Source organism: Amycolatopsis sp. NPDC058340, assembly GCF_042723975.1.
In the GTDB taxonomy this organism is placed as follows: Bacteria; Actinomycetota; Actinomycetes; order Mycobacteriales; family Pseudonocardiaceae; genus Amycolatopsis.
This window is the reverse complement of record NZ_JBHXIB010000009.1, coordinates 51,886-77,774: the sequence shown is the minus strand read 5'-3', so window position 1 is coordinate 77,774 and position 25,889 is coordinate 51,886. Positions and strand designations below refer to the sequence as shown.

At 69.3% G+C, this 25,889-nt stretch carries 31 protein-coding genes; 17 read left to right on the top strand and 14 right to left on the bottom strand.

Annotated features, from left to right (window positions below; translation table 11 throughout):
* Positions 1-76: 76 nt before the first annotated feature.
* Entirely contained in the window at positions 77-1,234 is a 1,158-nt protein-coding gene (locus ACFWIW_RS14330) for an epoxide hydrolase family protein (protein ID WP_378368842.1), read from the top strand.
* Here ACFWIW_RS14330 and ACFWIW_RS14325 read toward each other — a convergent pair.
* Entirely contained in the window at positions 1,227-2,273 is a 1,047-nt protein-coding gene (locus tag ACFWIW_RS14325) for a winged helix DNA-binding domain-containing protein (RefSeq protein ID WP_378368841.1), read from the bottom strand. The genes ACFWIW_RS14330 and ACFWIW_RS14325 overlap by 8 nt on opposite strands.
* Positions 2,270-3,256: a cation diffusion facilitator family transporter gene (locus tag ACFWIW_RS14320; RefSeq protein ID WP_378368840.1), complete on the bottom strand. Its 987-nt coding sequence runs from the start codon at positions 3,254-3,256 to the stop codon at positions 2,270-2,272. Before ACFWIW_RS14320 ends, ACFWIW_RS14325 begins: the two co-directional genes overlap by 4 nt.
* 75 nt (positions 3,257-3,331) lie before the next feature.
* On the opposite strand from ACFWIW_RS14320, the gene ACFWIW_RS14315 reads away from it, so the two are divergent.
* Genes ACFWIW_RS14315 through ACFWIW_RS14305 form a run of 3 tightly spaced genes read left to right on the top strand, consistent with a single transcriptional unit; the run spans position 3,332 to position 4,729 of the window.
* Positions 3,332-3,703 (top strand): metalloregulator ArsR/SmtB family transcription factor, encoded by a 372-nt coding sequence (locus ACFWIW_RS14315; protein WP_240593811.1) that lies wholly within the window; start codon positions 3,332-3,334, stop codon positions 3,701-3,703.
* 19 nt (positions 3,704-3,722) lie between these two features.
* Positions 3,723-4,094, top strand: a complete 372-nt coding sequence (locus ACFWIW_RS14310; protein ID WP_378368839.1) for a DUF6153 family protein — start codon at positions 3,723-3,725, stop codon at positions 4,092-4,094.
* 47 nt (positions 4,095-4,141) lie between these two features.
* Positions 4,142-4,729, top strand: coding sequence for a DUF305 domain-containing protein (locus ACFWIW_RS14305; protein ID WP_378368838.1), 588 nt, complete (start codon positions 4,142-4,144; stop codon positions 4,727-4,729).
* Between the two features lie 25 nt (positions 4,730-4,754).
* On the opposite strand, the gene ACFWIW_RS14300 is transcribed toward ACFWIW_RS14305, so the two are convergent.
* Entirely contained in the window at positions 4,755-5,135 is a 381-nt protein-coding gene (locus ACFWIW_RS14300) for a MerR family transcriptional regulator (RefSeq protein ID WP_378368837.1), read from the bottom strand.
* Positions 5,136-5,163: 28 nt separating this feature from the next.
* Here ACFWIW_RS14300 and ACFWIW_RS14295 point away from each other — a divergent pair, with 28 nt between their 5' ends.
* Both ACFWIW_RS14295 and ACFWIW_RS14290 read left to right on the top strand, forming a co-directional pair.
* Positions 5,164-5,859 (top strand): methyltransferase domain-containing protein, encoded by a 696-nt coding sequence (locus ACFWIW_RS14295; protein WP_378368836.1) that lies wholly within the window; start codon positions 5,164-5,166, stop codon positions 5,857-5,859.
* Positions 5,860-5,984: 125 nt separating this feature from the next.
* Positions 5,985-7,145, top strand: coding sequence for a DUF222 domain-containing protein (locus ACFWIW_RS14290; protein WP_378368934.1), 1,161 nt, complete (start codon positions 5,985-5,987; stop codon positions 7,143-7,145).
* 564 nt (positions 7,146-7,709) lie between these two features.
* On the opposite strand, the gene ACFWIW_RS14285 is transcribed toward ACFWIW_RS14290, so the two are convergent.
* The 3 genes from ACFWIW_RS14285 to ACFWIW_RS14275 form a co-directional block, all read right to left on the bottom strand.
* Positions 7,710-8,573 (bottom strand): SagB/ThcOx family dehydrogenase, encoded by an 864-nt coding sequence (locus tag ACFWIW_RS14285; RefSeq protein ID WP_378368835.1) that lies wholly within the window; start codon positions 8,571-8,573, stop codon positions 7,710-7,712.
* A gap of 263 nt (positions 8,574-8,836) precedes the next feature.
* On the bottom strand, positions 8,837-8,959 hold the full coding sequence (locus tag ACFWIW_RS14280; RefSeq protein WP_378368834.1) for a hypothetical protein: 123 nt from the start codon (positions 8,957-8,959) through the stop codon (positions 8,837-8,839).
* Between the two features lie 81 nt (positions 8,960-9,040).
* Positions 9,041-11,953: a BTAD domain-containing putative transcriptional regulator gene (locus ACFWIW_RS14275; RefSeq protein ID WP_378368833.1), complete on the bottom strand. Its 2,913-nt coding sequence runs from the start codon at positions 11,951-11,953 to the stop codon at positions 9,041-9,043.
* A 431-nt stretch (positions 11,954-12,384) separates the two neighbouring features.
* Between ACFWIW_RS14275 and ACFWIW_RS14270 the strand changes: the two genes are divergently transcribed.
* Positions 12,385-12,663 carry a YggT family protein gene (locus ACFWIW_RS14270; protein ID WP_378368832.1) on the top strand — a complete coding sequence of 93 codons (279 nt, stop codon included), beginning with the start codon at positions 12,385-12,387 and terminating at the stop codon, positions 12,661-12,663.
* Positions 12,664-12,722: 59 nt separating this feature from the next.
* A complete protein-coding gene (locus ACFWIW_RS14265) occupies positions 12,723-13,652 on the top strand; it encodes a Ku protein (protein ID WP_378368831.1) in 930 nt (309 codons plus the stop codon).
* Here the strand turns inward: ACFWIW_RS14265 and ACFWIW_RS14260 are convergent.
* Both ACFWIW_RS14260 and ACFWIW_RS14255 read right to left on the bottom strand, forming a co-directional pair.
* Entirely contained in the window at positions 13,639-14,286 is a 648-nt protein-coding gene (locus ACFWIW_RS14260; protein ID WP_378368830.1) for a B3/4 domain-containing protein, read from the bottom strand. The genes ACFWIW_RS14265 and ACFWIW_RS14260 overlap by 14 nt on opposite strands.
* Before the next feature lie 11 nt (positions 14,287-14,297).
* Positions 14,298-14,909 carry a LysE family translocator gene (locus ACFWIW_RS14255; RefSeq protein WP_378368829.1) on the bottom strand — a complete coding sequence of 204 codons (612 nt, stop codon included), beginning with the start codon at positions 14,907-14,909 and terminating at the stop codon, positions 14,298-14,300.
* A 139-nt stretch (positions 14,910-15,048) separates the two neighbouring features.
* Here ACFWIW_RS14255 and ACFWIW_RS14250 point away from each other — a divergent pair, with 139 nt between their 5' ends.
* The 3 genes from ACFWIW_RS14250 (at position 15,049) to ACFWIW_RS14240 (ending at position 16,725) form a co-directional block, all read left to right on the top strand.
* The gene (locus tag ACFWIW_RS14250; RefSeq protein ID WP_016335860.1) at positions 15,049-15,549 is read left to right on the top strand and encodes a hypothetical protein; all 501 of its coding nucleotides are present in this window, start codon (positions 15,049-15,051) and stop codon (positions 15,547-15,549) included.
* On the top strand, positions 15,549-16,433 hold the full coding sequence (locus ACFWIW_RS14245) for an alpha/beta fold hydrolase (protein ID WP_378368828.1): 885 nt from the start codon (positions 15,549-15,551) through the stop codon (positions 16,431-16,433). Before ACFWIW_RS14250 ends, ACFWIW_RS14245 begins: the two co-directional genes overlap by 1 nt.
* An 85-nt stretch (positions 16,434-16,518) precedes the next feature.
* Entirely contained in the window at positions 16,519-16,725 is a 207-nt protein-coding gene (locus ACFWIW_RS14240) for a CsbD family protein (RefSeq protein ID WP_034320799.1), read from the top strand.
* A gap of 47 nt (positions 16,726-16,772) precedes the next feature.
* On the opposite strand, the gene ACFWIW_RS14235 is transcribed toward ACFWIW_RS14240, so the two are convergent.
* A complete protein-coding gene (locus tag ACFWIW_RS14235; RefSeq protein WP_378368827.1) occupies positions 16,773-17,879 on the bottom strand; it encodes a cytochrome P450 in 1,107 nt (368 codons plus the stop codon).
* An 86-nt stretch (positions 17,880-17,965) separates the two neighbouring features.
* Here ACFWIW_RS14235 and ACFWIW_RS14230 point away from each other — a divergent pair, with 86 nt between their 5' ends.
* The 3 genes from ACFWIW_RS14230 to ACFWIW_RS14220 all read left to right on the top strand — a co-directional run bounded on the left by ACFWIW_RS14230 (position 17,966) and on the right by ACFWIW_RS14220 (position 19,817).
* Positions 17,966-18,433, top strand: coding sequence for a MarR family winged helix-turn-helix transcriptional regulator (locus ACFWIW_RS14230; protein ID WP_378368826.1), 468 nt, complete (start codon positions 17,966-17,968; stop codon positions 18,431-18,433).
* Positions 18,434-18,528: 95 nt separating this feature from the next.
* The gene (gene sigK / locus ACFWIW_RS14225; protein ID WP_378368825.1) at positions 18,529-19,125 is read left to right on the top strand and encodes an ECF RNA polymerase sigma factor SigK; all 597 of its coding nucleotides are present in this window, start codon (positions 18,529-18,531) and stop codon (positions 19,123-19,125) included.
* A complete protein-coding gene (locus ACFWIW_RS14220) occupies positions 19,122-19,817 on the top strand; it encodes an anti-sigma factor domain-containing protein (RefSeq protein WP_378368824.1) in 696 nt (231 codons plus the stop codon). Before sigK ends, ACFWIW_RS14220 begins: the two co-directional genes overlap by 4 nt.
* 5 nt (positions 19,818-19,822) lie before the next feature.
* On the opposite strand, the gene ACFWIW_RS14215 is transcribed toward ACFWIW_RS14220, so the two are convergent.
* From ACFWIW_RS14215 to ACFWIW_RS14195, 5 genes are read right to left on the bottom strand one after another with little or no spacing between them, the layout of a single operon-like run.
* Positions 19,823-20,389: an alkaline shock response membrane anchor protein AmaP gene (locus tag ACFWIW_RS14215; protein WP_378368823.1), complete on the bottom strand. Its 567-nt coding sequence runs from the start codon at positions 20,387-20,389 to the stop codon at positions 19,823-19,825.
* Positions 20,386-20,913 carry a DUF6286 domain-containing protein gene (locus ACFWIW_RS14210; RefSeq protein WP_378368822.1) on the bottom strand — a complete coding sequence of 176 codons (528 nt, stop codon included), beginning with the start codon at positions 20,911-20,913 and terminating at the stop codon, positions 20,386-20,388. Before ACFWIW_RS14210 ends, ACFWIW_RS14215 begins: the two co-directional genes overlap by 4 nt.
* Positions 20,910-21,296 (bottom strand): Asp23/Gls24 family envelope stress response protein, encoded by a 387-nt coding sequence (locus tag ACFWIW_RS14205; RefSeq protein WP_378368821.1) that lies wholly within the window; start codon positions 21,294-21,296, stop codon positions 20,910-20,912. The genes ACFWIW_RS14210 and ACFWIW_RS14205 overlap by 4 nt, the downstream gene beginning before the upstream one ends.
* Positions 21,297-21,301: 5 nt before the next feature.
* Positions 21,302-21,478 (bottom strand): hypothetical protein, encoded by a 177-nt coding sequence (locus ACFWIW_RS14200; protein WP_016335849.1) that lies wholly within the window; start codon positions 21,476-21,478, stop codon positions 21,302-21,304.
* A 41-nt stretch (positions 21,479-21,519) separates the two neighbouring features.
* Positions 21,520-21,984: an Asp23/Gls24 family envelope stress response protein gene (locus tag ACFWIW_RS14195; RefSeq protein ID WP_378368820.1), complete on the bottom strand. Its 465-nt coding sequence runs from the start codon at positions 21,982-21,984 to the stop codon at positions 21,520-21,522.
* A 245-nt stretch (positions 21,985-22,229) separates the two neighbouring features.
* Here ACFWIW_RS14195 and ACFWIW_RS14190 point away from each other — a divergent pair, with 245 nt between their 5' ends.
* Genes ACFWIW_RS14190 through ACFWIW_RS14180 form a run of 3 tightly spaced genes read left to right on the top strand, consistent with a single transcriptional unit; the run spans position 22,230 to position 25,862 of the window.
* Positions 22,230-23,681, top strand: coding sequence for an alpha/beta hydrolase (locus tag ACFWIW_RS14190; RefSeq protein WP_378368819.1), 1,452 nt, complete (start codon positions 22,230-22,232; stop codon positions 23,679-23,681).
* Between the two features lie 16 nt (positions 23,682-23,697).
* The gene (locus ACFWIW_RS14185) at positions 23,698-25,212 is read left to right on the top strand and encodes a histidine kinase (RefSeq protein ID WP_378368933.1); all 1,515 of its coding nucleotides are present in this window, start codon (positions 23,698-23,700) and stop codon (positions 25,210-25,212) included.
* Positions 25,209-25,862 (top strand): response regulator, encoded by a 654-nt coding sequence (locus ACFWIW_RS14180; RefSeq protein WP_378368818.1) that lies wholly within the window; start codon positions 25,209-25,211, stop codon positions 25,860-25,862. The genes ACFWIW_RS14185 and ACFWIW_RS14180 overlap by 4 nt, the downstream gene beginning before the upstream one ends.
* Positions 25,863-25,889: the final 27 nt, after the last annotated feature.

The following is a 25,889-nucleotide window of genomic DNA, read 5'->3' as shown; positions in this document are numbered from 1 at the left end:
GTGAATCTTCCCGTACCCGGAATGCCTCCCTTATCGAGGACCGAACCTGTCCGCAATGCCTCGTAACGTGGGCTTTATGGAAAACACCGAGATCCGCCCCTTCCGCATCGACATCCCTCAGGAGCAGTTGGACGAGCTGCACGCGAAGCTCGGCAGCACGCGCTGGCCCGCCCCGCTCCCCGGCGACGGCTGGGACACCGGAGTGCCGGTGGCGTGGCTGCGCGGACTCGCCGAATACTGGCGCGACGGCTACGACTGGCGCGCCGAAGAACGCGAGATCAACCGGCATCCGCAGTTCACCACGGTCATCGACGGGCAACGGATCCACTTCCTGCACGTCCGCTCGCCGGAAGCCGATGCGACGCCGCTGATCCTCACGCACGGCTGGCCGGGTTCGGTGGTGGAGTTCCTCGACGTCATCGGTCCGCTCACGGACCCGAAAGCGTACGGCGGCGACCCGGCGGACGCGTTCCACCTCGTGATCCCGTCGCTTCCGGGCTTCGGTTTTTCGGGCCCTGTCTCGGATTCAGGGTGGACCATGCCGCGGATCGGCCGGGCGTGGGCGGAACTGATGCGACGGCTCGGCTATGAACGCTACGGCGTGCAGGGTGGTGACCTCGGCGCCTCGGTGTCGCCGGAGGTGGCCAGGTCCGCGCCGGACAAGGTGATCGGCGTGCACGTCAACGGCGGGCTGACCCCGATGCCCCCGATGTCGTTGCCGGACGAGGAGTTCGCTTCGCTCACCGACGTCGAACGTGACCGCGTCAAGCGGATCGGCGCTTTCATGCAGGAGGAGTTCGGCTACATCGCGATCCAGTCGACGCGGCCGCAGACCCTCGGCTACGGGCTCGTCGACTCCCCGGTCGCGCAGCTGGCCTGGATCATGGACAAGTTCCGCGAGTGGACGCACCCGCGCCCGACCCTGCCGGAGGAGATCATCGGCAGGGACCGGCTGCTGACCAACGTCATGTTCACCTGGCTGACCGGTACCGCCGCTTCGTCCGCGTACGTCGGCTACGCGCAGGCTGAAACCTGGGGAGCCGTCGAGAAGAACTCAGGCGTGCCGACGGCGGCGCTGATCTTCGCCCACGACGTCGGGATCCGGCGGTATGCCGAGGACGCCCACACGATCGTGCGGTGGACCGACGTCGATCGCGGCGGGCATTTCGCGGCGTTGGAAGAGCCCGAGATCCTGGTCTCGGACGTGCGGGAGTTCTTCCGCTCCCTCAAATGACGAGGACGGCCGTCTCGCCGAGAAAACGGCCGTAATCGTCCACTTCGGACTCCAGGCCGGTGACGGCGGATCGCGGAAGCACGGCGAAGGGCTCCACGACGACCTTCGTCTGCTTCGCGGTCCGCTTGGTGTGCCAGGTTCCGGCGATCCGGCCATCGACCAGTACGGTCGGCGCGATCATCCCGCCGCCGGCGTTGACGCGTTTCGCCTCGGCCGGGTCGAGGAGCAGATCGCGGTCGCGGTAGCCCAGCAGGTACGTGTCGAAGGCGCCGAGCAGACGCGGTGGACATGGGGGAGCGGTCAGCTCGGTCTGAGAAAGGGCGAAGCCGCCACCGGCGGGCACGAGCTCCAGCGCGGCGAAAGCCTTGCGGCAGAGGCCGAGCGGGAGCCCGGACCAGGCGCCGAAGTCCTCGACGGTCGCGATGCCGTACGCGGTCAGGTACCGGTGGGCGAGTTCGGTATGCGGTTCCGCCGGGGCATGGTCCTCGGTGGCCCATTCGTCGAGGAGTACGTACGTCGGCTCCGTCCCGGCGTCGTGGCCTCGGCACAGCAGTCCACGATTGGCCGCGTAGGCCAGGAGATGGGCGGGGGCTTGAGACTTCGCGTCGAGCGCTATGCCGTCGGCGGCCAAACCGCCGAGGATCTCTTGGCGGGTGAGCGCCTTGCCGCGCAAGAGATCCTGGAGCTTGCCGAGCGCTCGCTCGCAGATCTCGCCGGTGAGTCCCAGCTGTCGGCGGCGTCCCTGACCCGCTTGGACGTTTCGCGGCCCGAACAGCCGGTTCAGCCAGCGGAGATCCACCGTCGGGACCATGTGGAGCGTCTTGCGCATCAGCCAGGTGCGCGTCACCTCGCGGGACGCGTCGACGTCCTGCCCGGTCAGGCCCCGGCTTCGGGCGCGGAAGGCGAGCCGCGCGGCGGGCGTCGACTGCGCCTGGACGGCGGCGACGGAACCGGCGACGGTGAGTACGTCCGTGGCCGGAGCGGTCAGCAGTTGCGCGCGGGCTCGGACGGCGCGGATGTCGTTGTCGGACGGCGTCACCCGCTGACGATCTCATGGGCGTTCACCGGTTCGGTGTGCACGACCGCCTCCGCGAGCCGAGGGAGGACCTCACGCAGCCGCGCCTCGACGCGGTGGGCAAGGCGGTGCGCCTCGGTGACCGTCAGCCCCGCCTCGACCGACACCGCCAGCTCCGCGCGCAGACTGTGCCCGATCCAGCGCATCCGCAGGTCCCGCGTGCCGAGCACGCCGGGGACCTCGGCGGCCGCGTGTTCGGCACGATCGACGTCGGCCGGGTCGACGGCGTCCATCAGGCGGCGGAAGACCTCCTTGGCCGCGTCGCGCAGGACGAACAGGATCGCGACGGTGATGGCGAGACCGATGATCGGGTCGGCCATCGGGAACCCCAGCCCCACCCCGACGGCGCCGAGCACGACGGCGAGCGACGTGAACCCGTCGGTGCGGGCATGCAGGCCGTCCGCGACCAGTGCGGCCGAGCCGATCTCGCGGCCGACGGTGATCCGGTACCGGGCCACGAGTTCGTTGCCCGCGAAGCCGATGACCCCCGCCGCCGCGACCACCCACAGATGCTGGACCGGCCGCGGATCGAGCAGCCGCTGCACGGATTCGTACCCGGCGAGGAAGGCCGAAGCGGCGATGAGCAGCACGACGAGCACACCGGCCAGGTCTTCGGCGCGGCCGAGCCCATAGGTGTAGCGGCGGGTGGCGGCGCGGCGGCCGAGCAGGAAGGCGATGCCGAGCGGGAGCGCGGTCAGCGCGTCGGCGAAGTTGTGGATCGTGTCGCCGAGCAGGGCCACCGATCCGGTGATCAGCACGAGCGCGAGCTGGACGACGGCGGTGACGAACAGGGCGGCGAACGACCAGATCAGCGTCCGGACGCCGCGTTTGCTGGTCTCCAACGCGCTGTCGACGCGGTCTGCGCTGTCGTGGCTGTGCGGGGTCAGAAGGTGCCGGAGACGGCTCTTCGCAGGCTGGTGGCCATGACTGTGTCCATGCCCGGGCATCTTCCACCTCACTGTTCTGATACCTGCGCAGTCATGCAGGTACGCAGCCAGAAGGATAGCGGCTATCCTCCTGGTATGCACGAGTCGGTTCCGGATTTCGAGATGCCCACCGAGGAACAGGTCCACCTGGCCGCGGAGACGTTCCGGCTGCTCGCGGATCCGACGAGGGTGAAGGTCCTCTGGGCGCTCCTGCAGGGCGAGTCCTCGGTCGCCTGTCTCGCGGAGCTGGCGGGCGCGGCGCCGACGGCGGTCAGCCAGCACCTCGCGAAACTGCGGCTCGCGGGCGTGGTGAAAGGCCGCCGTGAGGGGACGTTCGTCTATTACTCGGCGGCCAACGATCACGTCCGTGGCCTGCTCGCGCAGGCGTTGTTCCACGCCGACCACATCGATCGCGACATCCCGGCACTGCATTCGGCGGCGAAACCCCACCGTCCGGCGGCGCGCTGAATCCGGCTACGGTGGAGCCGTGACCCAGTCCTCGCGCCCGGCCCTCCTGCGGTGGCTGCTGCTGTGCGTGGTGGCGCTGGGGCTCGTCGGCATGCACCACGTCGTCGCCGAGTCCGGCCACGACGCGGGGCACTCCGCCGTCGCGATGGCGGATCCCTGTTGCGCGGACACGCCTTCGCACGACGACGGTGGACACAGTGGACTGCACCTGTGCCTCGCGGTGCTCGCCGCGGGTGTGCTGCTGATCGTCACCTGGCTGCTCGTCCGCGATGGACGGACGGCGGCGACGTGGAAGTCACGGCGGGCGGGCGGTTCGGCGTCGGGCCGTGATCCGCCCCGCTGGAGACCGGTACCGGAGAAGTTGTCCCTCCTCTGCGTGTTGCGGGTGTGACAGGCGGGTTCGTCCCGCCCTGCCCGAAACCGATTCGAGGAAGAACCATGACCAGCAGGAAACTGGTCGGAGCGGCACTCGCCGCCCTGGCCTCCTTCGCCGTGCTCACCGGATGCGCCAGCTCCGACACCGCTTCCACCGGGCACGACATGTCCACCGTGAAGGCGCCGGACCCCCAGCAGGCCGGCCACAACCAGGCCGACGTCACGTTCGCGCAAGGGATGATCCCGCATCACGAACAGGCGCTCGCGATGGCGAAACTCGTCGACGGCCGCACCCGGAACGCGAAGGTCGTCGACCTCGCCGCCCGGATCCAGAAGGCACAAGATCCGGAGATCCAGCAGCTGAACGGATTGTTGAAGGGCTGGGGAGTGGCGCCGTCGGGCGAGCACTCCGGACACGGCTCGGCGTCCGGCATGATGACCGAGGACGATCTCGCGAAACTCGGCAAGGCCAAGGACGCCGCCTTCGACAAGCAGTGGCTGGAGATGATGGTCAAGCATCACGAAGGCGCGCTCGAAATGGCGAAGACCGCGCTGCAGCAGGGAAGTAACGCCGAGGTGAAAGCCTTGGCGCAGAAGGTGATCGACGGTCAGCAGGCCGAGATCACCGAAATGCGCGCGCTGCTCGGCTGAGCGGGACGGTGGCACGGGCCCGGGATCAACCGGCCCGTGCCACCGCCTCCCGGAAATGCGCACACTGGGTGAAGTCGTCGTGCTCGCATCCGAGAGCACAGTCGATGATCGCCAGCGAGGCCTGCGCGGTCGCGATACGTCGCTCGAGTTCTTGCTTGTGGTGCTTGAGGATCGCTTCGCGCTCGCTGGGCTTCTGGAACATCTCGCGGATGCCGCCGAGACTCAGCCCCGCTTCCTTCGCGCGCAGGATGATCGCGATCCGGTAGAGGTCGTTGTCGTCGTACCGCCGCCGATCGCCCGTCCGCGCCGGCTTGAGCAGGCCCACGGATTCCCAATGGCGCAGGACGTGCGTCGCCAGGCCGAAGCGCTCCGCGACCTCGCCGACGCTCAAGGTGCTTGACTTCATGTCGTCATTAAGTCGGACGATCCGGGGTATGTCCATGTTGCAGCGGCTCGACGCCGCCGATGCCCTGCCGGGAGCCGCCGAACTGCGGGCCCGGACCTACGAACTGCTCCGGCTCGAACCGGGTGACGCGGTGATCGACGTCGGCTGTGGTGCTGGGCTCGCCGTCTCGGAGTTGTCGTCGCGGGGTTTCCGCGCTGTCGGCGTCGACCTCTCGGCCGAGATGATCGACGAAGCGCGTCGACGGTCGCCTGAGGGGGATTTCCTGCTCGGCGACGCCTGCGCGCTGCCAGTGGAGGGCGGGTTCGCGGGCTACCGGGCGGACAAGGTGTTCCATGAACTGGCGGAGCCGGAGCTCGCTCTCGCGGAGGCGCGGCGGGTTCTGGTCCCAGGTGGACGGATCGTCTTGTCCGGGCCCGATTGGGAAGGCCTGATGATCGACTCCTCCTATCCGGCGCTGACGCGGGAGATCGTGCGTGCCCGGGCTTCGGTGATCGCCGCGCCCCGGATCGCGCGCGGGTTTCGGCGGCTGCTCACCGGATGCGGGTTCCGTGACGTCTCAGTGGAGGCGGTCGTCGGGTTTCTCGGTGGGGAGCCGTTTGCTCGCGGGCTGGCGGAGGTCGCGGTCCGGGTGGGGGCGATTTCCGTTGAGGAGGGGGAGGTTTGGCTGGCGGAACAGGTTGATTACGTTGCTGTGCCACAGTTCTTGGCATCGGGCGTGGTTTGAGCCGCTTGTCGCCGGAAACTGTCGGTGGTCGGTTGTACGTTCTGGGTGTGGACACTCTCAACGCCACTGTGGCGCTATTGAAGGAAATCACGTCGTCGGATGCTTTTCGGGAGGTCAATGCTTTACTGGATTCGTTGGGGGATGACGATGCCGTGGATGTCGCGGTGGCGGCGTCGGAGGGGATCGCGCGGTTGGAGGCGGTTCGGTTTCGTGCGTTGGGGCGGTTGAGCCGTCATCGTGATGGTGCCGCCAGTGTGGTGCAGGAGGTGGCGTTGGCTCTGTCTGTTGTGGACGGTCATGCTGCTGGGCTGGTGTCGACGGCTGAGGCGTTGACGACCCGGTTGCCGCGCACGCTGGGGTTGCTGGATCAGGGGAAGGTGGGCGGGTTCGGGGCGATGAAGGTCGCCGCGGCCACGGCGTGGTTGTCCGACGAGGACGCGCGTGCGGTGGACGCGGTGTTGGAGGATCGGTTGCCGGGCCGGAACTCGGAGCAGATCCGGAAGGCGGCTGGTCATGCGGCGATGATGGCCGACCGTGACGGTGCCGCTCGGCGTGCCGAGCGGAATCGTGGCGGGCGCCGGTTGACTGTGCGACACGGCGAAACCGGAGTGGCGTCGATCGAGGTCGAGGACGGGCCTGTGGAGAAGGTGGCTGCCGCGTATACGCGGATCGATCGTGAGGCGCGTGCGTTGAGGGCCGGTGGGGAGACACGCACGCTGGATCAGTTGCGGGCGGATGTCGCTCTTGACCTTCTGCTGGGCGGTCAGGGCGGGAAGAGTGAGCGGTCTGAGGTGTTCCTCTATATGGATCTGAACACCTATCTGGGGTTGAACGATGATCCTGCGGAGTTGGCCGGGCATGGGCATATTCCGGCGTCGTTGGCCCGGCATATCGCGAGTGGGCCGAATACGGTGTTGCGGCGGATCATCACCGACCCGCTTTCTGGGCAGGTTCTGGATCTTGGTCGGAACCGGTATCGGCCGACGGCGGGGCTGGACGAGTTCGTGCGGGTGCGGGATCGTGAGTGCCGAAGACCTGGCTGCCACCGTGTGGCCCAAGCCTGCGACCTGGACCACTCACTGCCCTGGCAGCACGGTGGGCATACCGCCGACACCGAACTCATCGATCTGTGCCGCCGCGACCACAGGTTGAAAGACGAACCCGGCTGGAACTACCAACTGAGCTCGGACGGCACCCTCACCATCACCACACCCACCGGACAGAGGTACGACAGCTCACCACCGCCACTGCACGAACCCCGCACCGACGAACCACCGCCGTTCTGAGCTGTCGCCGGAAAACGACGACGGTGTTGTCGGGAAGTGGCGATGGGTCAGGGGGCGTGGATGCTGTCGCTGCCGGGCTGTGTAGTCGTTTCTCGGAGTAAACGATAATCCCGCGAGCTTTTCGCTGGCCCGGCTGCCACCGCGTCGCCCGATCACCACACCCACTGGGCAGAGGTACGACAGCTCACCTCCGTCGTTGCACGAACCCCGCGCTGACGAACCACCGCCGTTCTGAGCCGTCGCCGGAAAACGACGACAGCGTTGTGCGTTGCGATCGCTATCGGCCGCAGGGCGGGACCTACGTTTCCGCCCGTGACGTGGCATCGGTGACTGACACCGGCTCGTGTGCGGCGCCACCGTGACCCGGTTGCCGGAAAACGGCCAAGCGATCAGCTGAGAACCCGGCCCGATACCGACCCGGACCCTGAAGGCGGGGCAAGGAGCTGCGGCAGCTCGCCTCCCTCGCTGCACGAACCCCGCCTCGAGGAGCCTGGCGGCTCGAACGAACCTCACGGTTCAGGCCTCGTCGCCGAAATACGGCGACGGGTTGATCGAGGACCACCGTCACAACCGATTGCCGACCACCGACATACCGAGCACCAGCTCGTTCGCCGGATCGCAGCCGAGGAGGTCCTCGACCAGTTCGTCGCGGAGCGCGGCGGTGAACGTGACGTTCAGTCCGAGCGCGGTCGCCAGCAGGTACACGGTTTGGCTGAGGTGGCCGACGTCCATCAGCAGCACGCGGTACGTGCGGCTCACCGGGTACTTCCATTGGTTCCGCTCGATGACGCTGGTGTAGATCAGCAGCGCGCCGGCGTTCCCGGTCCAGTGCTGGTCGCCGGCGAGCGCGATCAGCTGGTCGTCGTCGATCTTGCCGTCCAGCGGGGTGAGGCCGTGCCGGAAGCCGTCGTAGTGGTAGACGCCCCGGGCCAGGCCCTCGACGTTCCTCGCGTAGACGTACACCTCTGTCGGATGCCGCGCCCCGCCCGACGGGCTCGTCTTGAACACGTTCCCCGTCGCGGGGATGTCGGGATGCGTTTCCGGCCTCGTCGCCCTTGCCGCCGTGAGAAGCGCGCTCAAATCGCACAGCCGCACGGGTTCTTCACCGAACTCGCGGACACTTCTGCGCCGGCTCAGTGCTTCGCCGAGCCCGATCGTGTTCAGTGGTTCCGGTGACGGTTCGGGAAGCACGATCGTGTGGTGCTCGCCCGAAGGCCTCACCGGAGAAGGCGGAGGGCTGACCTTCGCCTTCTCCAGCAAGGTTTTCGCCGTCGTTTCGCTGGTGGTGAACTCGGTCTCGCGCAACGAACGCGTGCCGAAGTGAAACGCCCGTGCGGACGTTCCCCAAGGGCCCCAATCGCGGAGGATCTCTTCTTCGCGTCGTTGCCGATGAGAACCTTTGACCACCAGTACTTCGTACCGGATCATCGCTCGCGCGATACGGACGAGTCTTTCCCCGATCTCGGGATTTTCATCCGCGTCGCGGACCGATTCCGGTTCTCGCCAAGAACTGAACCATCGCAGGACGCGTTCGGTTCCTTCGGCGAGTTTCAGCTGGCGATGTCCGAGGTGATCGTCCCAGACGACGTCACCATCGGACCAATAGAGCGTTCCGCATGAGGAAACCCTGACCAGCATCGAATGTCTTGTGCCCCAGTCCCCAGTAATACTTTCCGAATACGTAAGGTCATTCAGCGTCGCGAGCGGAAAGGAGGTCCGCCGTGCGGCGGCGGCTCGAACCCGCCCCAGGTGCTCTGCGCCTTGTACTCCGCTTCGAGCTCGTACAAGAACTCCTCGTCGTCCTCATCGTGCATGCCGTTGATCCTCTCCGTGAACGGTTACTCCGGTCAAGCGAATATACCTACGCCAACAGAGTACCGGAGCAGAACGGCTAATTACGCCGAGTAATCGTTCAGGCGCTGTTTGAGTTCACGAACCTCGGGCGACTCCGAAATGCCGAGATCGGTGTAGAGGCGCAATGCGAACCGGCGATGACGGTCCGCATTCAGTCGATCACCGAGAATGTCGAACGCGAACGCCATCTCCTTGTGGGCGATGGGCAGCATGCTGCGATTCCCGGTCGATTCGAGCACTTCCACCGCGGTCCTCAACTGGCTGACCGCGAGCGCGCCGTCGCCGAGTCCGCGCGAATTGATACCGAGGGCGATAAAGCATTCCGCCTCGAGATCGGGTGATTCGTTCTCCCGCGCCAGCCGCAGCGCCTGGTCGAGTTCCTCGGCGGCTTCGGGATACCGCCTGCTCTCGGTGTGGATCAGCCCGATCCGGTGCCTGGCGCGGGCCTCGATGAGCACGCTGCCGTTGGCGTGGGCGGTCTCGCGGACCCAGCCGAGGTGTTCGATCGCCTCGTCCGGCTCGCCCTTGAGCCAGTGGGTGACCCCCGAGTTGCCCCTGGCCCGGCACTGCATCCGGATGTCGCCGGTGGTCGCGGCCAGTTCGAACACCTCGTTGAACAGGCGGTTCGCCTCGGTGAACTCGTTGAGCCGCCAGAGGGTCAGCGCGTACATGTGCAGGGCCTGGTACTCGAGGACCACGTTCCCGGTGACCCGCGCGGCGGACAGGGCGAGGGTCTCCAGCTCCCTGGCCTGCCGGTAGTAGCCGCGGTTGTCGAAGTAGCGCCACACGGCCGAACAGAAGGGCACGAGATCCGAGTACTGCTGATGGTTGTTCATCGCGACGGCCACCGGCAGCACGTTCTGCCATTGCGCGTCCATCCAGTGCGCGGCCTGGTCGTAGTCCGCGAAGGACTGTCCGAACTCGCTCTTCGGGACCTCCAGGCCGCCCGGCTCCTCCTCGGAATCCGGGTCGATGAAGTCCATCGCGGCCGCGACGGTGCTGCGGTAGTAGTCGAACAGCCGCCGCATCATCGCTTCGCGCTGGTGCTCCGGCTCCTCGGCGAGCAGGAGCTCGCGACCGTAGCTGCGGAGGAGGTCGTGCATTTCGTAGCGGTCCATCGACGGCTGGCGCAAGAGGTTCACGTCGACGAGGCGTTCGGCGAGCCGCCGGGCCTCGGCGAGGTCCACTTCGGCCAGGGCCGCCGTCGAGTGGAGATCGAACGCGGCACCGGGATGGTGGCTCAACCGGCGGAACACCCGGCGTTCGGTCTCCGTCAAGTTCAGATAGGACACCCGGAACGCGCCCGCGACGTCGCGTTCGCCGGCGGTGAGCTCGCCGAACCGGTTCCGTTCGTCGCGCAGCTGCCTGGCGACGAAGTCGAGCGTCCACGACGCCCGCGCGCGCAGCCTGCTCGCCGTGACGGCCAGCGCGAGCGGGAGATCCCCGCACAGGCTCGCGACCTGGTCGGCCGCGTCCGGGGACTCCCGCTTCAACCGGGACGGCCCGACGATCCGGCCGAGCAGGTCCACCGCGTCGGCCCGGCTGAACGGTTCCAGCGAGAGCAGTTCGGCGCCGTCGAGGTCCACGAGCCGGGTGCGGCTGGTGATCAGCACGCAGCAGCTCGCCGCACCGGGCAGCAGCGGGCTCACCTGCGCCGCCCCGATGGCGTTGTCCAGCACCAGGAGCACGCGTTTGCCGGCGAGGCAGCTGCGGAACAGCGCCGCGCGCTGCTCGGTCCCGGCGGGGATGTCCGAACCCTGGATGCCGAGCGACCGCAGCAGCGCCTCGAGCGCGGTCCCCGGGTCGACCGGATCTCCGGCGGGCGAGAACCCTTCGAGGTTCACGAACAGCTGCCCGTCCGGGAACAGCGGGGCGAGCCGGTGCGCGGCGTGGACGGCCAGCGCGGTCTTCCCGACCCCGGGCATACCGTCGATCGCGATCAGCCGCGGCCCCGCCGAGGAGTGGTCCTGGCCGATTTCGAGGACGGTCCGCAGTTCCGCGGCGCGGCCGCCGAACGCGGGGAGGTCCGCGGGCAGCTGAGCGGGACGGGGGAAGAGCGCCTTCTGCGCGTCCGCGTCCTCGCGCCGCCCGCCGGTGTCCATCCCGGCCCGGAGCCCGCCGACGCCGTACCGGACGAGGGCGCCGTCCTCCGTCAATTCGGCGTCGGCGCGCAGGATCTGCTGGTGGAGCGCGCTCAGCTCGGCGCTCGGGTCGACACCGAGTTCCTCGGCGAGCGCGATCCTGGTCCGGTCGAACGTCCGGAGCGCGTCGGCGCCGCGGCCAGCCCGGTACAGCGCGAGCATGGTGAGGCACTGCAGGGTTTCGCGGGTGGGATGCCAGGCGGCGAGGTCGAAAGCCTCGCGAGCCGCCGCCTCGGTCTCGCCGAGCCGGAGCCTCGCGCCGATGAGGAGCTCGCTGGCGGCGAGCCGTTCTTCGTCGAGGCGCCGCGCCGTCTGCTCGATGGCGTCGCCTTCGAGACCGTCGAACGCCGGGCCGCGCCAGAGCGAGAGCGCGCCGGCCAGTTTGGCGGCCGCCTGGGAGATCAGCCCGGCCGCCAGGAGTTCGGCGCCCTGGTTGTAGTCGGCTTCGAACCGGGCGGAGTCGAGCGAGGCGCTGCTGATGACGACGCGGTACGCCGAACCGGTGGTGACCACGGCGGACCGGGCCACCCCGAGGTCGTGCCGTAGCCGCGCGATCGCGTTGCTGACCTGGCGGACCGCGGTCTTCGGCGGATCTTCGGGCCACATCGTGCCGATCAGGTACGACACCGGGACCAAGCGGCCCGCGTTGATCAGCAGGGCCGCGAGGAGACGCTGTTCACGGCGTCCGCCCAGCCGGACGGGGACGCCGTCGACCACGGCTTCGAGCGGGCCGAGAACGGAGAAGCCGAGCTGGGAACTCTGGACGGCGGTTCGAGGCGATCCCGCCGAATCGGGTAGACGATCAGCGGTCATATGCGACTATGTCGTCCGAGGCCGTGAGCGTGCTCACGCACTACCTCCAGTCCGTTCGCCGGCTGATCGGCACCCTAGCCCACCGCTTCGGCCTCCAGCCAGATCGGCGCGGGGTGCGCCGTACTGCATTCGGCCTAACGGGCGCGCGCGGGCCTGCCCTGAAACCTTCCCGATTCTACGCCCCATGGCCCCTGATCTGCGCGGATGTCCGGCGGTGGAGAGCCGATGTAATTCCGATGCAGGCCCTTGGAAAGCTGGAGGCACAGCTGGCGGGTCGGAGCGACGGGGCAGCGCGCCGAACCGTGTGTAGGGGCTCCGCGGCGGTTGGCCTTCGTACTGGGGGTGGCCAACCGCCCTGGTAGCCCTTTTTTCCTGTCACAGGCTGCTCCCAGCAAAGCGCGGCACACTGGACCGAAGAGGAGTGTGCCGTCATGAGTGCTCTTGGTGATCTCGCAGGTGTCCTGCTCACCCTGTTCCTGGTCGTGCTCATCGTCCGGATGGTGCTGGACTGGGCCGTCAACCTCGCCACGCGGCTGCCCTCCTGGGCGTTCCGGGTCCGCGACTTCGCCCATCGGCTGACCGAACCCGTGCTGGCGCCGGTCCGCCGGGTGGTCCGCCCGGTGCGGGCCGGTGGCGTGGCGTTCGACCTCGCCTTCACCCTCGTGTTCCTCGGCGTCGTCCTCCTGCAGTCCCTCGCCTTCAGCCTCTGACCAGGTGTGATCCGCCGCGATCGCGGGTACCAGTCGCTGGAGGAGAGGAGTGTGTGCCCATGCGCCCGGTCTGGAGCGGTTCGCTTTCGCTCGGTCTGGTGACCGTGCCGGTCCGTCTGTACAGCGCGGTCGAAGACCATACGGTGCACTTCCGCCAGTTCCAGCGCGGTACCGAGGACCGCATCCGGTACCGGCGGGTGAACGAGCGCACCGGTAAGGAAGTCGGTTACGAGGACATCGTCAAGGGTTACGAACTCGACAGCGGCGAGTACGTCGTCGTCGAGCCGGAGGAACTGGACGAGATCGCGCCCGGCCGGTCGAAGTCGCTCGACATCGAGAGCTTCGTCGAGCTGGACGCCATCGATCCGATGTTCTTCGACAAGACCTATTGGCTCGCGCCCGCGAAGGACGAGTTCGAGCGTCCGTACGCGCTGCTTCTCGAGGCGATGGACTCGTCGGGCAAGGCTGGGATCGCGAAGTTCGTCATGCGCGGCCGCGAGTACCTGGCGCTGGTCCGCTCCGGGGACGGCGTGATGGTGCTCAACACCCTCCATTTCGCGGCCGACCTGCGGGATCCCGCCGAGCAGCTGCCGGACCTCCCCGGCAAGGCGAAGGCGCGCGGCAAGGAACTCGACATGGCCGTCAACCTGATCGACGCGATGAGCGACGACTGGCGGCCCGAGGAGTACCGCGACACCTACACCGACCGTGTCCGGGAGCTGATCAAGGCCAAGAAGAAGGGCGACACCATCACGCCGGCCACCGAGCCCGGTGAGCCGACGAAGGTCGTCGACCTGTTCGAGGCGCTTTCGAAGAGTGTGGAGAGCGGAAAGGCCAAGAAGAAGTCCGGGGCGAAGAAACCCGCGCCGAAGAAGGACCTGTCCTCGTTGTCGAAGGCGGAGCTGGAGAAGCTGGCGAGGGAACGGGACATCAAGGGACGCTCGAAGATGACCCGCGCGAGTCTGGAGAAGGCGCTCAAGGCCTCGTGACGACGCCTGCCGCCGCGAGCTCGTCCGCGATGGCCTGGATCAGCAGCCGGACGTCCTCCGCCGCCGTCGCGTGCAGTCCTTCGGAAACGATCAGCACGTCGGACGTCGTGGCGGAGACCGCGGAGTGCCCGCTCTGCCGGTTCGTCCAGCGCCGCGCGTGGGCCTGGCCGTCCTCGTCGGCGAAGATCACCTCGCCGGGGTTCGGCTGCTCGACCGTGCCGGCGAAGGTCACGTACTTCTCGTCGCCTCGCGCGTGGCGGACCTCCAGCGAGCCGCTGATCTTCGCGATGTCGAGCACCGCGACCGGGATGGCGTAGGCGACCGAAACCGCGTTGCAGAGGTCGATCACCGGATGGATGCGGGGGAGCGTGCCTTCTTTCCGCAGCCTGCGCAGCAACGACTCCGACGCGCAGCGGTACTGCGTCGGCTTCAGGCCCATTTTGGCGAACGCCCGCCGCCACGCCTGGATCTCGGGGAACTCGGACTCCGGGCCGTCCGCGAGCCGCCGCGTCGCCCGCGCGACGAACTTCCCGAGATCGACCGGCAGTTCCGGGGCGATCCCGGTGGCTTGGAGTGTGCCGACGGCGAGGCCGGGGTGGGCGGAACGGATTTCCGGGTGGTGCTCGAGTCGCATGCCTGGCCTGTCTACTGGGTGGTGAACGCGAGTTTGGCGCCGAGCGCGGCGAAGGAACCGGCGAAGACCCGCCGGAGCCAGGCGAGTACGCGCGGCCGGGAAAGAACGTGGTGCCGCACGCCGGCGGCGAGGACGCCGTACACGCTGAACACCACGAACGTCGCCAGCATGAACACCCCGCTCAGCAGCAGCATCCTGGGGAGCGAACCAGGCTCGCCCGCCGGGACGAACTGGGGCAGGAACGCGAAGAAGAACAGCGTCAGCTTCGGGTTCAGCACGTTGATCAGCACACCGGAGGTGATCGTCCGCAGCGCGGACGCGGGTTCGGGATCGCCTTCCACGACGATGGCTTCCTTGTCCTTCAGCGTCGCCCACGCCATGTAGAGCAGGTACGCCACACCGAGGTACTTCAGGATCTCGAACGCCACCGCGCTCGCGTGCAGCAGCGCGGCGAGGCCGGTGATCGCGGCGATCATATGGGGGACGATGCCGAGGGTGCAGGCGGTCGCGGCGAGGACGCTCGCGCGTCTCCCGCGGGCCAGCCCGGCGGAAAGGGTGTAGACCACGCCGGTGCCGGGCGTGGCGACCACGACCAGCGTGGTGATCAGGAAGGCGATGCTCACGCCGACCACTGTGCGCGCTGTTTGGTCCCACGGACAGAGCCAAACCTGCGCCGGTTCACTGGACCAAAGGGTTGATCGACGGGTTCACCGGATGGAGTGGCATGATGCACGCTCGCACGTCGACGAGGAAGGCCTTGGTTTGAGCGCGCGCACTTCCCAGATGGACGACCTCCGGCTGGTGGCACAACCGAACGCCGTGTTGTGTTCCGAGCTCTTCGTCCGTCTCATCTTGTCGGATTGGTCCTTGCGGCCGTTGCTCGATCAGGCGAAGACCGCCGCCGCCAGACTGGTGGGCACGCTGGTCGACGCGGCCGATCCGAAGGAGCCGCCGTTCCTGACGCTGAGATTGCGCCTGCGGTCGGACGTGCTGGTCATCGAGGTCGACCACGAGCTCGACGGGCTTCCGGTGCCGACGCCCGCGCCCGGCGAGCGGACCGGGGTGGCGCCGAGCGCGACCGGCGGCGTGACCGTCTGGTGCGAGCTGCCGCTGCCCGGTGGCCTGTCCGCCGGACAGGTCCGGCTGCCGAGGCGGGGCGACCGGCGCACGCTGGTCGACGAACCCGTCTCCGGTGAGCCCGTCGGCGCCGATCCCGAGGTCCTGGAACGGCTTTTGACGAGGTTGAGCGGCTGGTCCGGCTGATGGCCACGAAGCGCGTCGCCATCCCGGTCCTGGAGATCGCATACGAACACCTCGGCGACGCGGGCGGGGCGCCGGTGGTCCTGCTGCACGGCTTCCCGTACGACGTCCGTGCCTACGACGAGGTCGCCGCGGTCCTCGCGGCGGGCGGCGCCTCGGTGTTCGTCCCGTATCTCCGCGGCTTCGGCGGGACGCGGTTCCTCGACGACGCCACGCCCCGCTCCGGGCAGCAGGCCGCGCTCGCGCAGGACCTGATCGACTTCATGGACGCGGTGGGACTGGAAGACGCCGTCGTCGCCGGTTACGACTGGGGCGGCCGCGCGGCGTGCATCGTGGCCGCGCTCCGGCCCGAGCGCGTGCGCGGACTGGTGTCGGTGGACGGCTACAACGTCCAGAACCTCGCTTACGCCGGGGAACCGGCGCCGCCGGAATGGGAACGCACCTACTGGTATCAGTACTACTTCCATTCCGAGCGCGGCCGCCGCGGACTGACGGAGAATCGCGACGAGCTGTGCGCGCTGTTGTGGCGCACCTGGTCGCCGACCTGGGCCGGTGCCGCCGCGGCGTTCCCGGCGAGCGCCCCCAGCCTCCACAACCCGGACTTCGTCGACGTCGTCGTCCATTCGTACCGGTACCGGTTCGGTCTGGCGGAGGGTGATCCGCGGTATCGGGCGCTCGAAGACCTGATCGCGGGGGAACCGGCGATCACGGTGCCGACGGTCGTGCTGGAGAGCGGGGACGACGGCATCGGCGGGCCCAGCGCCGAGGGCGACCGCGAGTACTTCACCGGGCCGTACGAGCACCGGGTGCTGCCAGGGGTGGGGCACAACGTTCCCCAGGAGGCACCGGAAGTGTTCGCCGACGCGGTGACGTCTCTGCTCCGGTGAGGGCGATCACCCGTCCGTGCGCGTGACGAATCCCGATCTTCGCTTGTCCTTCGGACGTAAGGCGCACGATCCGGAGGAGGACACGATGTCGTTGGGCGACAAGATCAGCAACAAGGCCGAGGAGTTCGGCGGTAAGGCCAAGGAGGCCGCCGGCGACGCCACCGGCAACGACGAACTGCGCGCGGAAGGTCAGGCGGACCAGGCGAAGGCCGGTCTCAAGGGCGCCGTCGAGAACGTGAAGGACGCGGTCGGCGACGCGGCGGACAAACTCCGCGACACGTTCAAGAAGTAGCGTTTCCTTCCGGGCCGGGGCGGCGGTTTCCCGCGCCCCGGCCCGGTTCAGCCGTGCAGCCGCACCGGCAGGCTCGTGATCCGCGTGCCTTGGATGCCGCCGAGGAACGTCTGCCGGAGTTCGCGGTACGGCACGGCGAGCCGGGCTCCGGGGAAGTCCGTGCGCAGCACCGTCGCCACCGCCCGCAATTCGAGCTGCGCGAGCTGGGCGCCGACGCAGAAATGCGGCCCCGCGCCGAAAGTCAGGTCCGGACCCGGTTTCCTCGCCGGGTCCGTGTTGATGCCCTGGATGTCGACGAGCACCGGTGCCCCGGCGGGGAGCCGGATCCCGGCGAGGTCGAGTTCCTCGGTGGTGAACCGCCACAACGTGAACGGCGCGGGCGGATGGTCCTTGAGCGTTTCGCGGACGAGGTCGTTCACGGCTGCCTTGTCCCCGTTCAGCAGCCGCGAGATCAGGAAGCCGATCGAGGCGTCGGTGGTCAGCTGCCCGGCGAAGATCAACGCGAACAGGTGATACCGCAGGTCCTTTTCGGACGTCCCGGGCGGGAGGCTGTCGCGCAGTTCCGTCGCGAGTCCCTGCCGGTTCGGGCTCAGCCCCGCGGCGGCGAGGTCCGCGATCGCGGCGATCGCCTTGCCCTGGGCACCCGGCTCGGGGTCCGACATGCGACGGCACGCGTCGACGGCGGCGTCGAGCAGATCGAGCGGGATGCCGAGCAGGTCGAGCAGCACGGTGAGCGGGAACCGGGTGGAGAAGCCGTCCATGAGGTCGACGGTCCCGCCGCCGAGTTCCGTCAGCAGGGCGTGCGCGATCCGGTGGACCCGGTCCGCTTGCGCCTGGATCCGTTTGGCGCTCAGCAGCGGGGCATGTGCTCGCCGCAAACGCGTGTGTTCAGGCCCGTCCAGCGTGGTCAGGGACGGCTGTTCGGCGGCGGTCTGTTCGAGCCCCCTCCAGCCCGCCGGGGCCAGCGCCGGATCCTTGGCGACGCGGGGGTCGGAGAGGACTTCGCGGGCCAGCGCCTCTTCGGTGACGATCCACGCGCTTCCGCCCTCGGGGGCGGCCACTTCGACGAGGGGACCGGTGGTCCGCAGCGCGGGACGGACCGGGTCGGGTTCGGTGATGCCACGGGCCGACGCGGCGAACGGATCGGGGAGCACAAGAACTCCTTCATGAGAAAGTAGCTTCACCATGAAGGTATATTTGTGGCCGGTAGGTTGTCAAAGCACGGAACCGAGGAGGGGTGATGGCGGACGATGTCGCGGCGCGGAGCGCGTCGCTCCTGGACGGCCTCCGGAGCTTCGGGGCGAACTACACCGAGTTCACCCGCCGGTTCGCGGACTGGCTCGGGCTGCACGCCACCGACGCCGCCGCGCTGGTGGAGATCCTCTACGCCGAAGACACCGGCTCGCCGTTGTCGCCTGCCCGGCTCGGCGAACGCATCGCCCTGACCTCCGGCGCGACCACGAACCTGCTGAACCGGCTGGAGAACCTCGGTTACGTGGTGCGGACCAGGGAGAACGCCGACCGCCGGGTGGTGACCCTGCGCAGCGGCACCGACATCCAGGCGCCCGCGCGGGAGTTCTTCGGCCCGTTCAGCGCCGGGCTCGCGGCGCTCGTGGCGGAGTATCCGCCGGAGGAGATCGAACGCTTCGAGGGCTTCCTGCGGCAGCTGAAGTCCACAATGGACAACGTGCTCGAAGAACAGGCTTAGCTCCGGGACCAGTCCGATCCGCTCCCGGCACCGAATCCCTCCCGGACGCCCTGGCAACCGCGTAGCCGGGCGTCGGGTGAGGTGGAGGCGGCTTGATGGTCGAGGGTGTGCGGACGAGTCCGCGCGGAAGTGGCGGCACCGGAACGGTGCCCGCCGAGACGAGCTTGATGCAACGGGTCGCGGCAGGCGACGAACAGGCGTTCGCCGAGCTGTACGACGTCGTGGCGGGGCCGGTGTGGGGAGTGGTGAACAGGGTCGTGCGCAACGGCACGTTCGCCGAGGAGGTCACCCAAGAGGTCCTGGTGGAGGTGTGGCGGACGGCCGCGCGGTTCAAACCGGGCAAGGGGAGCACGCTGTCCTGGGTGCTCACCATCGCGCACCGGCGGGCGGTGGACAGGGTGCGGTCGCATCAGGCCGCGCTCGACCGGGACGACCGCGCGGGCAGGCTCGATTTCCGGCGCCCCTTCGACGAGGTCGCCGAGTCGACGATCAGCAACCTGGAACAGCAGCGGGTGCGCCAGTGCCTGTCCGCGCTGACCGACCTGCAGCGTGAATCGGTGGTGCTGGCCTACTACAACGGCTACACGTACCCGGAGGTCGCGGAGGTGCTCGACACCGCGCCCGGCACGGTGAAGACCCGCATCCGCGACGGCCTGATCCGGCTGCGCGACTGCCTGGGGGTGGGGCAATGACGGCGGAGCTGCACACGTTGACCGGGGCTTACGCCGTGGACGCCGTCCCGGCGGAAGAGGCCGCGGCGTTCGAACGGCACCTGCGGGGTTGTCCCGCATGCGGCCAGGAGGTCCGGGAATTCAGGGAGACCGCCGCGCGGCTGGGAAGGGCGCTGGCCAGCGCGCCTCCGGGGAGGCTGCGGGAAGCGACGCTCACGCGGGTTTCCCGCACCCGTCAGTGGCCGCCCGCGGTCGCGCGTCGCGGCGGGGCCGTGAAGACACGGATCACTCTGTGGGGCGCCGCGGCTGCCGCCGTCGGAGCGCTGGTGTTCGGTCTGGTCACCACGGACACCGACCCCGGGCGACAGCAGCCGACCGCCGTCGACGCCGTGCTCGCCGCGCCCGACGCCTCGACGGCCAAGAGCGCCGAACGCGGGACGACCACGGTCGTGACCTCGCGGAGCCAGGGCAAGATCGTCGTATTGGCCGGTGAACTCCCGCCCTTGGCGGCGGGCAAGGCGTACCAGGTGTGGCTCATCGGGGCGAGCGGGGTGCGTTCCGCCGGTCTGCTGGCGCCGGACGGTCCACATCGGACTCACCCGGTCCTCGCGGATCTGCCGGACGGGATCGACCGGGTCGGCATCACCGCGGAACCCGCCGGCGGCTCGGCCGCGCCGACGGTTCCGGCGGTCGTGATGGTGAACCTGGCCTAGGTGCTCTATCGAGCCCGGGGCCCGGCCTTCGCGGAGAAGCGGAACTCGATGGTCATCGGAAGCTCGCCGAGATCCAGCGCCTGGCGCAAGCGCGGCAGGCCTTCTTCGGTGATCCGCTCGCGGATCGCGGCCAGATCACCGTCCTGTTCGGCGCTCAGCACCACGGCCAGCACCGGTGCGTCCTGGCTGCCGCCGAGGGTGGCGTGCGCGGCGTGGACGCCGGGATAGGTCGCGACCTCCGCCGTGAAGGGTTCCACCGCGGTGCTCGCGGCCAGCGCGGTCCGGCCGGTGTCGTGCTCGAAGCGCCAGGTGTGCGACTTGGGTTTGCGGACCGGCTGCGCGATCAGCCAGCGCAGGGCCAGCAGGCCGAGGACCACCGCGCCCCCGGCGACGGCGTACCAGACCCAGCCGGGTGGCATGGCGGTGCCGGGGACGAGCGTGGCGCCGGGATCGAGCGGCGGGACGCGGCCGAAATGGGTGCCGACGGCGAACCCGCCACCGGCGATCAGCACGAGCCCGGTCAGCACCAGCAGGGTGCGGTTCAGCCGGGCGGGACGGTTGAGATCGGTCATGACGCGCTCCTGGTGGCCTTGACCCGCACCCGCACGGCGGGAACGGTGGCGGGGCGGATCTGGGCGAGGCGGTGCTCGATGGCGGCGCGGACGGCGTCGGCGAGCCCCGCCGTGTTCGTCCGCCCGGTGGTCACCACCGAAACGATCCCGCGCCGCTTCACCTTCAGCTTCGCCGTCGAGACACCGTCCACAGTGGACGCCGCGGTGCGCAGGGTCGATCGGTAGCTGCGCCGGGAAGCACCCGAGTCCGTGCCGCCTTCGAGCGGCAGCACGGTCGGCTTTCCCGGGACGATCGCGCTCACGAGGAGCAGCAGACCGAGCAGGGCGACCACGCCGCCGGCGATCGCCGGAAGCGGATCACTCCACCGGATACCGTGCAACGCGGACGCGACGGCGTCGTAGCCGATCCACGGTTTCTTCCCGAGGATCGTCTGGACCGCGACCGTGGCGGCCAGGACACTTCCGGCGAGCACCACGAGGGCGACCAGTACGGCCGGGACGCTGCGGCGGGGACGCCGTTTCATCGGACCCTCCTCGTTTCGGTCTCGGCGGAGTGCAGGGCCGTGACGGTGATGTCGACCCGTGTGACGGTCAGGCCGGAGAGCCCGCCCACGCGGCGGATCAGATGCTCTCGCACGGTCTCGGTGGTGGCGCGCACCGAAAGCGGGTACTTCACCGAGAGCCGGACGTCCAAAGTGGTCGTCGAACCGGTGACGTGCGCGCTCACCTTGGCGCCCTGGTCGAGGTCTTCGCCGCCGACCGCGATCCCGAGCACCCGCGAGGCCGCGCCGCCGACGCCTTCGAGTTCGGTGATGGCCCGCGCGGCGATCCGTTCGACGGCGCCGTCGGCCACGGTCAGCCCGCCGCGCCCGTCCGTTCCGGGCGCGGCGGCGGTCATGGTCGTCATGGCGATCAGCCCCTGTCGCGGCCCGCCAGGGCCGAAAGGTCGAGCTTGCCGTCGAGGAACCGGCCGACCAGCAGGCCGAGCGCGGCGAGCACGAGCACGACGAGGAAGGCGCCGAAGCCGCCGAACGCGCCGGCCACGCCGAGCACGAGACCGGTCAACAGGCCGAGTTGGGTGGCGTTCATGAACGTTCTCCTTGCTGTCTGGCGCGGACCGGCGCCGATGGTCACTGGACGCGGCCGGATTCGGCGTTGTCGTCGGCCTCGTCGTCGCCGGGGATGTGCACGTCGGACACGTTGATGTTGACCTCGACGACCTCGAGCCCGGTCATCTGCTCGACCGCGCCGATCACGTTGCGGCGCACCGATTTCGCGAGGTCCGCGATCGCGACGCCGTATTCGACGACGATCTGCAGGTCGACCGCGGCCTGGCGCTCGCCGACCTCGACGGAGACGCCCTGCCCGGCGGACGCGGTGGCGCCCGGGATGCGCTCGCGCAACGCGTTGAACGCCCGCACGGCGCCGCCGCCCAGCGCGTGGACACCGGTGATCTCACGGGTCGCGAGGCCGGCGACCTTCTGCACGACGGTGTCGGCGATCGTGGTCACGCCCTGCGTGGAGACGAGCGCGCTGTTCTCGGCGGGAGCGGCGGAGTTCGAGCTCGGCTTGGCGGTGGTGGCGGTGTTCGTCATCGCGATCTCCTCGGTTCGGATTCCGTTGCCTGCGGTGGAAGTTCTTCGCTTCCACACTCCATAGACCCAGCCGCGCGGTGATCGTCACGACCCGATCGTGTGGTCTGGATCTCATCGCTCGTGGGTATGTCTTTCGGCCTAGTCCCCGTGGCCGACGACGGCACCCTTTTCCATCCCGTCGAGGGTCGTGCGCGCGGCGGGCGCCGGGGTTGGATCGTCCGGTGTCCCGAAGGCAGGAGTTACGAGTGAGCTGGAAATACGTGGTGCTGTCGATCGCGCTGGTCGCCGGATGTGCTGGATGTACCGCGTCGCAAGGAAGTCCGGCGCCGGTGACCGAAGTGGACCAACCGGAGAACGACGCCGCGCTGGCGTCGTTCTACCGCCAGACCTTGGACTGGCGTCCCTGCGAAACCCTCCAGTGCGCGAAGCTGACCGTGCCCGTGGACTACCGGCGGCCGGACGGGCCGAAGTTCACGCTGCCGGTGATCAAGGCCGTGGCGACCCGGCCGGGGGAGCGGCTCGGCACGCTCGTCGCGGGTGCGGGTGGCCCAGGGCAATCCGGGGTCGCCATGGTGAAGGACATCGCGGGCAGTTGGCCCGCCGCGGTCCGGGCCCGGTTCGACCTGGTCGGCTTCGATCCCCGGGGGATCGGCGGCAGCGAGCCGCGGCTCCGCTGCGACCCCGAGGGCGAACCCGCTTCGAAGGCTCCCGAGGGCCTGCCGCTGATCGGCGCGGCGGTGCCGGGAGTCCGGCAGTACGCCGAGGCCTGCTTGAAGAACACGGGTGAAAACGTCCTGCGGCATCTGGGCACCGACGACGTCGTCAGCGATCTCGACGTCCTGCGCGTGGTCACCGGCCAGGAGAAACTGAACTATCTCGGCTACTCCTACGGCACGCGGATCGGGCAGCTGTACGCCGACCGGTTCCCGAAGAAGATCCGCGCCATGGTGCTCGACGGCGTCGACAACACCTATCTCGATTGGCGGGCCGACACCGTCGAGCAGACGAAGAGTGTGGAAGACACCCTGCTCACCTACGCGAAACAGTGCGCCGCCAGGACGGGTAAGCCGTGCCCTGGCCGGGACGCGACCGAAATCCTCGCCACCGTGGACCGGGTGCTGGCCAAAACCGACAAAGCGGGCGAGGGAGCCGACGCCCGCCAGGAAATCGCCGCGAAACTCACTTTTCCGGCCGACTGGGCGGATCTGTCCGAACTCATCCTGAACCTGGACGCTCCGGAGGCTGAGCCGGCCGACGCGCCGGCCGACGAGCCGGAGTCGGCCGACACGACCGACGCGCTCACCGTCGTCAACTGCCTCGACCGTGCCCATCCCACCGACCTGGCCGCTTACGAGGACGCCGCGCGGGAGCTCCGCCGCACTTCCCGGCTCTCGTCCGGAACGGAAGCGCTCGGCTGCGCCTTCCTGCCCACCGGGCCGGCTCCTTCACGGACGGTCCGGGCCGAGGGCGCGCCGCCCATCCTGCTCGTCGGCACCACGAAGGACGCCGCGACGCCATACGGCTGGGCACAGCGGCTTCCGGAGACCCTCAAATCCGCGGTGCTTCTGTCCAATGAGGACGTCGGGCACGCCGTCTTCGGCGGAACGTCGTCCTGTGTGGACGATGCCGTCAGCCGGTATCTGGTCGACTTGACGATTCCCGCCGCCCCGGCCCGCTGCATCAGCGGTCCCGTGTGATGCTGGACGCGTGAAGATGCTCGACCGGCGGCTCGGCGCGGTGCTCGCCGAGGTACTCCTGGCCGGATTCGTCGCGGGCGTGACGGTCTTCCTCGCCGATCTGCTGCCGGTGTGGGGCTGGCCGGACGTGTTCTCGCCGTCGGCGGCGGTGCTGGCCGCGGTGATCGCCTGCGCCGTCTTCCTGGTGCTGCTGCGCCGCCGGTTCACGGTGTCCGCGCTGCTCGCCGCGACCGTGCTGTTCGGGCTGTTCCCCGCGACCGGCGTCGCGCTCGCGGTCGTCGCGCATACGGCGGGGACCCGGGGGCGGAGGTGGCCGCTGTTCGGCCTCATGGCGCTGCTGCCCGCCGCGGTCGTGCTGCTCACCCAGCCCGCTTTCCGCTGGCAGTACGTCCTCGTGGTGATCGCCGTTTCGACGGTCTCGTGTCTCGTCCTGCCCGCGCTGGCCGGTGCGATGCAGGCGCAGCAGGCGGCGCTGGTGGTGGCGTTGCGCGACCGCGCCCGGCTGGAGGAACGCTCGCGGCTCGCCGAGGAGATGCACGACCAGCTCGGGCACCGGCTCAGCCTCATCACGATGTTCTCCGGCGCGCTGGAAGTCGCCGCCGAGGGCAAGGATCCCGAGTTGCGCCAGGCCGCCGGGCACGTCCGGTCGACGGCCAAACTCGCGCTCGGAGAACTGCGGGAGTCGCTCGGCATCCTGCGGCCGGGCAGGGAACCGGCCGACCCCGCCGAGGCCACCGACGCCGCCGGTACCAAGGCGGACATCGCCGGTCTGGTGGCGTCGTCGCGCGATGCCGGCCTCGACGTGACGTTCGACTGGCGAGGCGCCGACCTCGACGGCGTCCGGCCACCGGTGCGCCGGGCCGTGCACCGGTTGGTGCGCGAGGCGCTGACCAACGTGCACAAGCACGCCGCCGGAGCACCGGTCACCGTCGTCGTCGACCACGGTCCCGGCCGGGTGAAGGTCGTGGTGCGCAACAGTGCCGAGCAAGTGGCGGCGGAGCGGCTACCCGGTACCGGGCGCGGGCTGAGCGGACTGCGCGAACGGGTCCGTCTCCTCGGCGGGACGTTCGCGGCCGGGCCGGATCCGGAAGGCGGCTTCGCCGTCACGGCCGAGCTGCCGCCGCGGGCGAACGCGCCCCTCGCCGAAGAGCCGGGCGAGGAGCGGCCGGTCCGGATCCAGGCCGGTCTGCTGCTGACGACCGGTCTGGCCGCCGTCGCCGCGTTGCTGCTCACGACGCTGGCCTTCGTCCCGCCACTCACCCCCGCGGACCGCGAGGATCCGCTCGCCAGCGTGAAGATCGGGATGACGCCGGAGGAGGTCGAGGCGTGGTTCGGCCCGAACGAGCCGTCCGCGCACGTCGCGGCGGAGGGGTACGAGCCGCCGATACCCGCCGACAGCTACTGCGTCTACGTCTCGGCCGCCGATCCGCCCGACGCGGAGACCGCGGCGATCTTCCGGTTCTGCTTCGGTGACCTGGGGCTGGTGGAGAAGACCTGGTTCGAGGTCCCCGTGCCGGAGGAGACGCCATGATCCGGGTACTGCTCGCCGACGACGAACCGCTGCTCCGTGCCGGGGCGCGGCTCCTGCTGGACCAGGCGGGTGACATCGAGGTCGTGGCCGAGGCCTCGGACGGCGCGGAGGCGATCGACGTGGTCCGACGGATGCCCGTCGACGTCGCGCTGATGGACATCAGGATGCCCGGCACGGACGGGCTCGCCGCTGTCGAGGAGATCGCCCGTGACGTGCGGGTCATCATGCTCACCACGTTCGGGGACGAGGACTACGTGGCCCGCGCCCTCCGTGCCGGCGCGGCCGGTTTCCTGCTGAAGGACACCGATCCGGCGCAGCTCATCCAGGCGGTGCGGTCCGCGGCCGACGGCGAGGCGGTGCTGTCACCGCGGATCGCGAAGCAGGTCATCGACCGGTTTCGCGACACCGACGCCGCGGACGCCGACAACGCCGCACGGGCCAGGCGGAGGATCGAGGCGCTGACCGCCAGGGAGCTCGACGTCCTGGTGCGGGTGGGGCGAGGGCTTGGCAACGCGGAGATCGCGGGGGAGCTGCGGCTGTCGAACGGCACGGTGAAGATCCACGTCAGCCGCATCCTCGCCAAACTGGGCTGCGCGAACCGCGTCCAGGCCGCGATCCTGGCGCACGACGCGGGCATTCTGCGAGGTTGAACGAGCCGCCCCTCTCTGTTAGGAAAG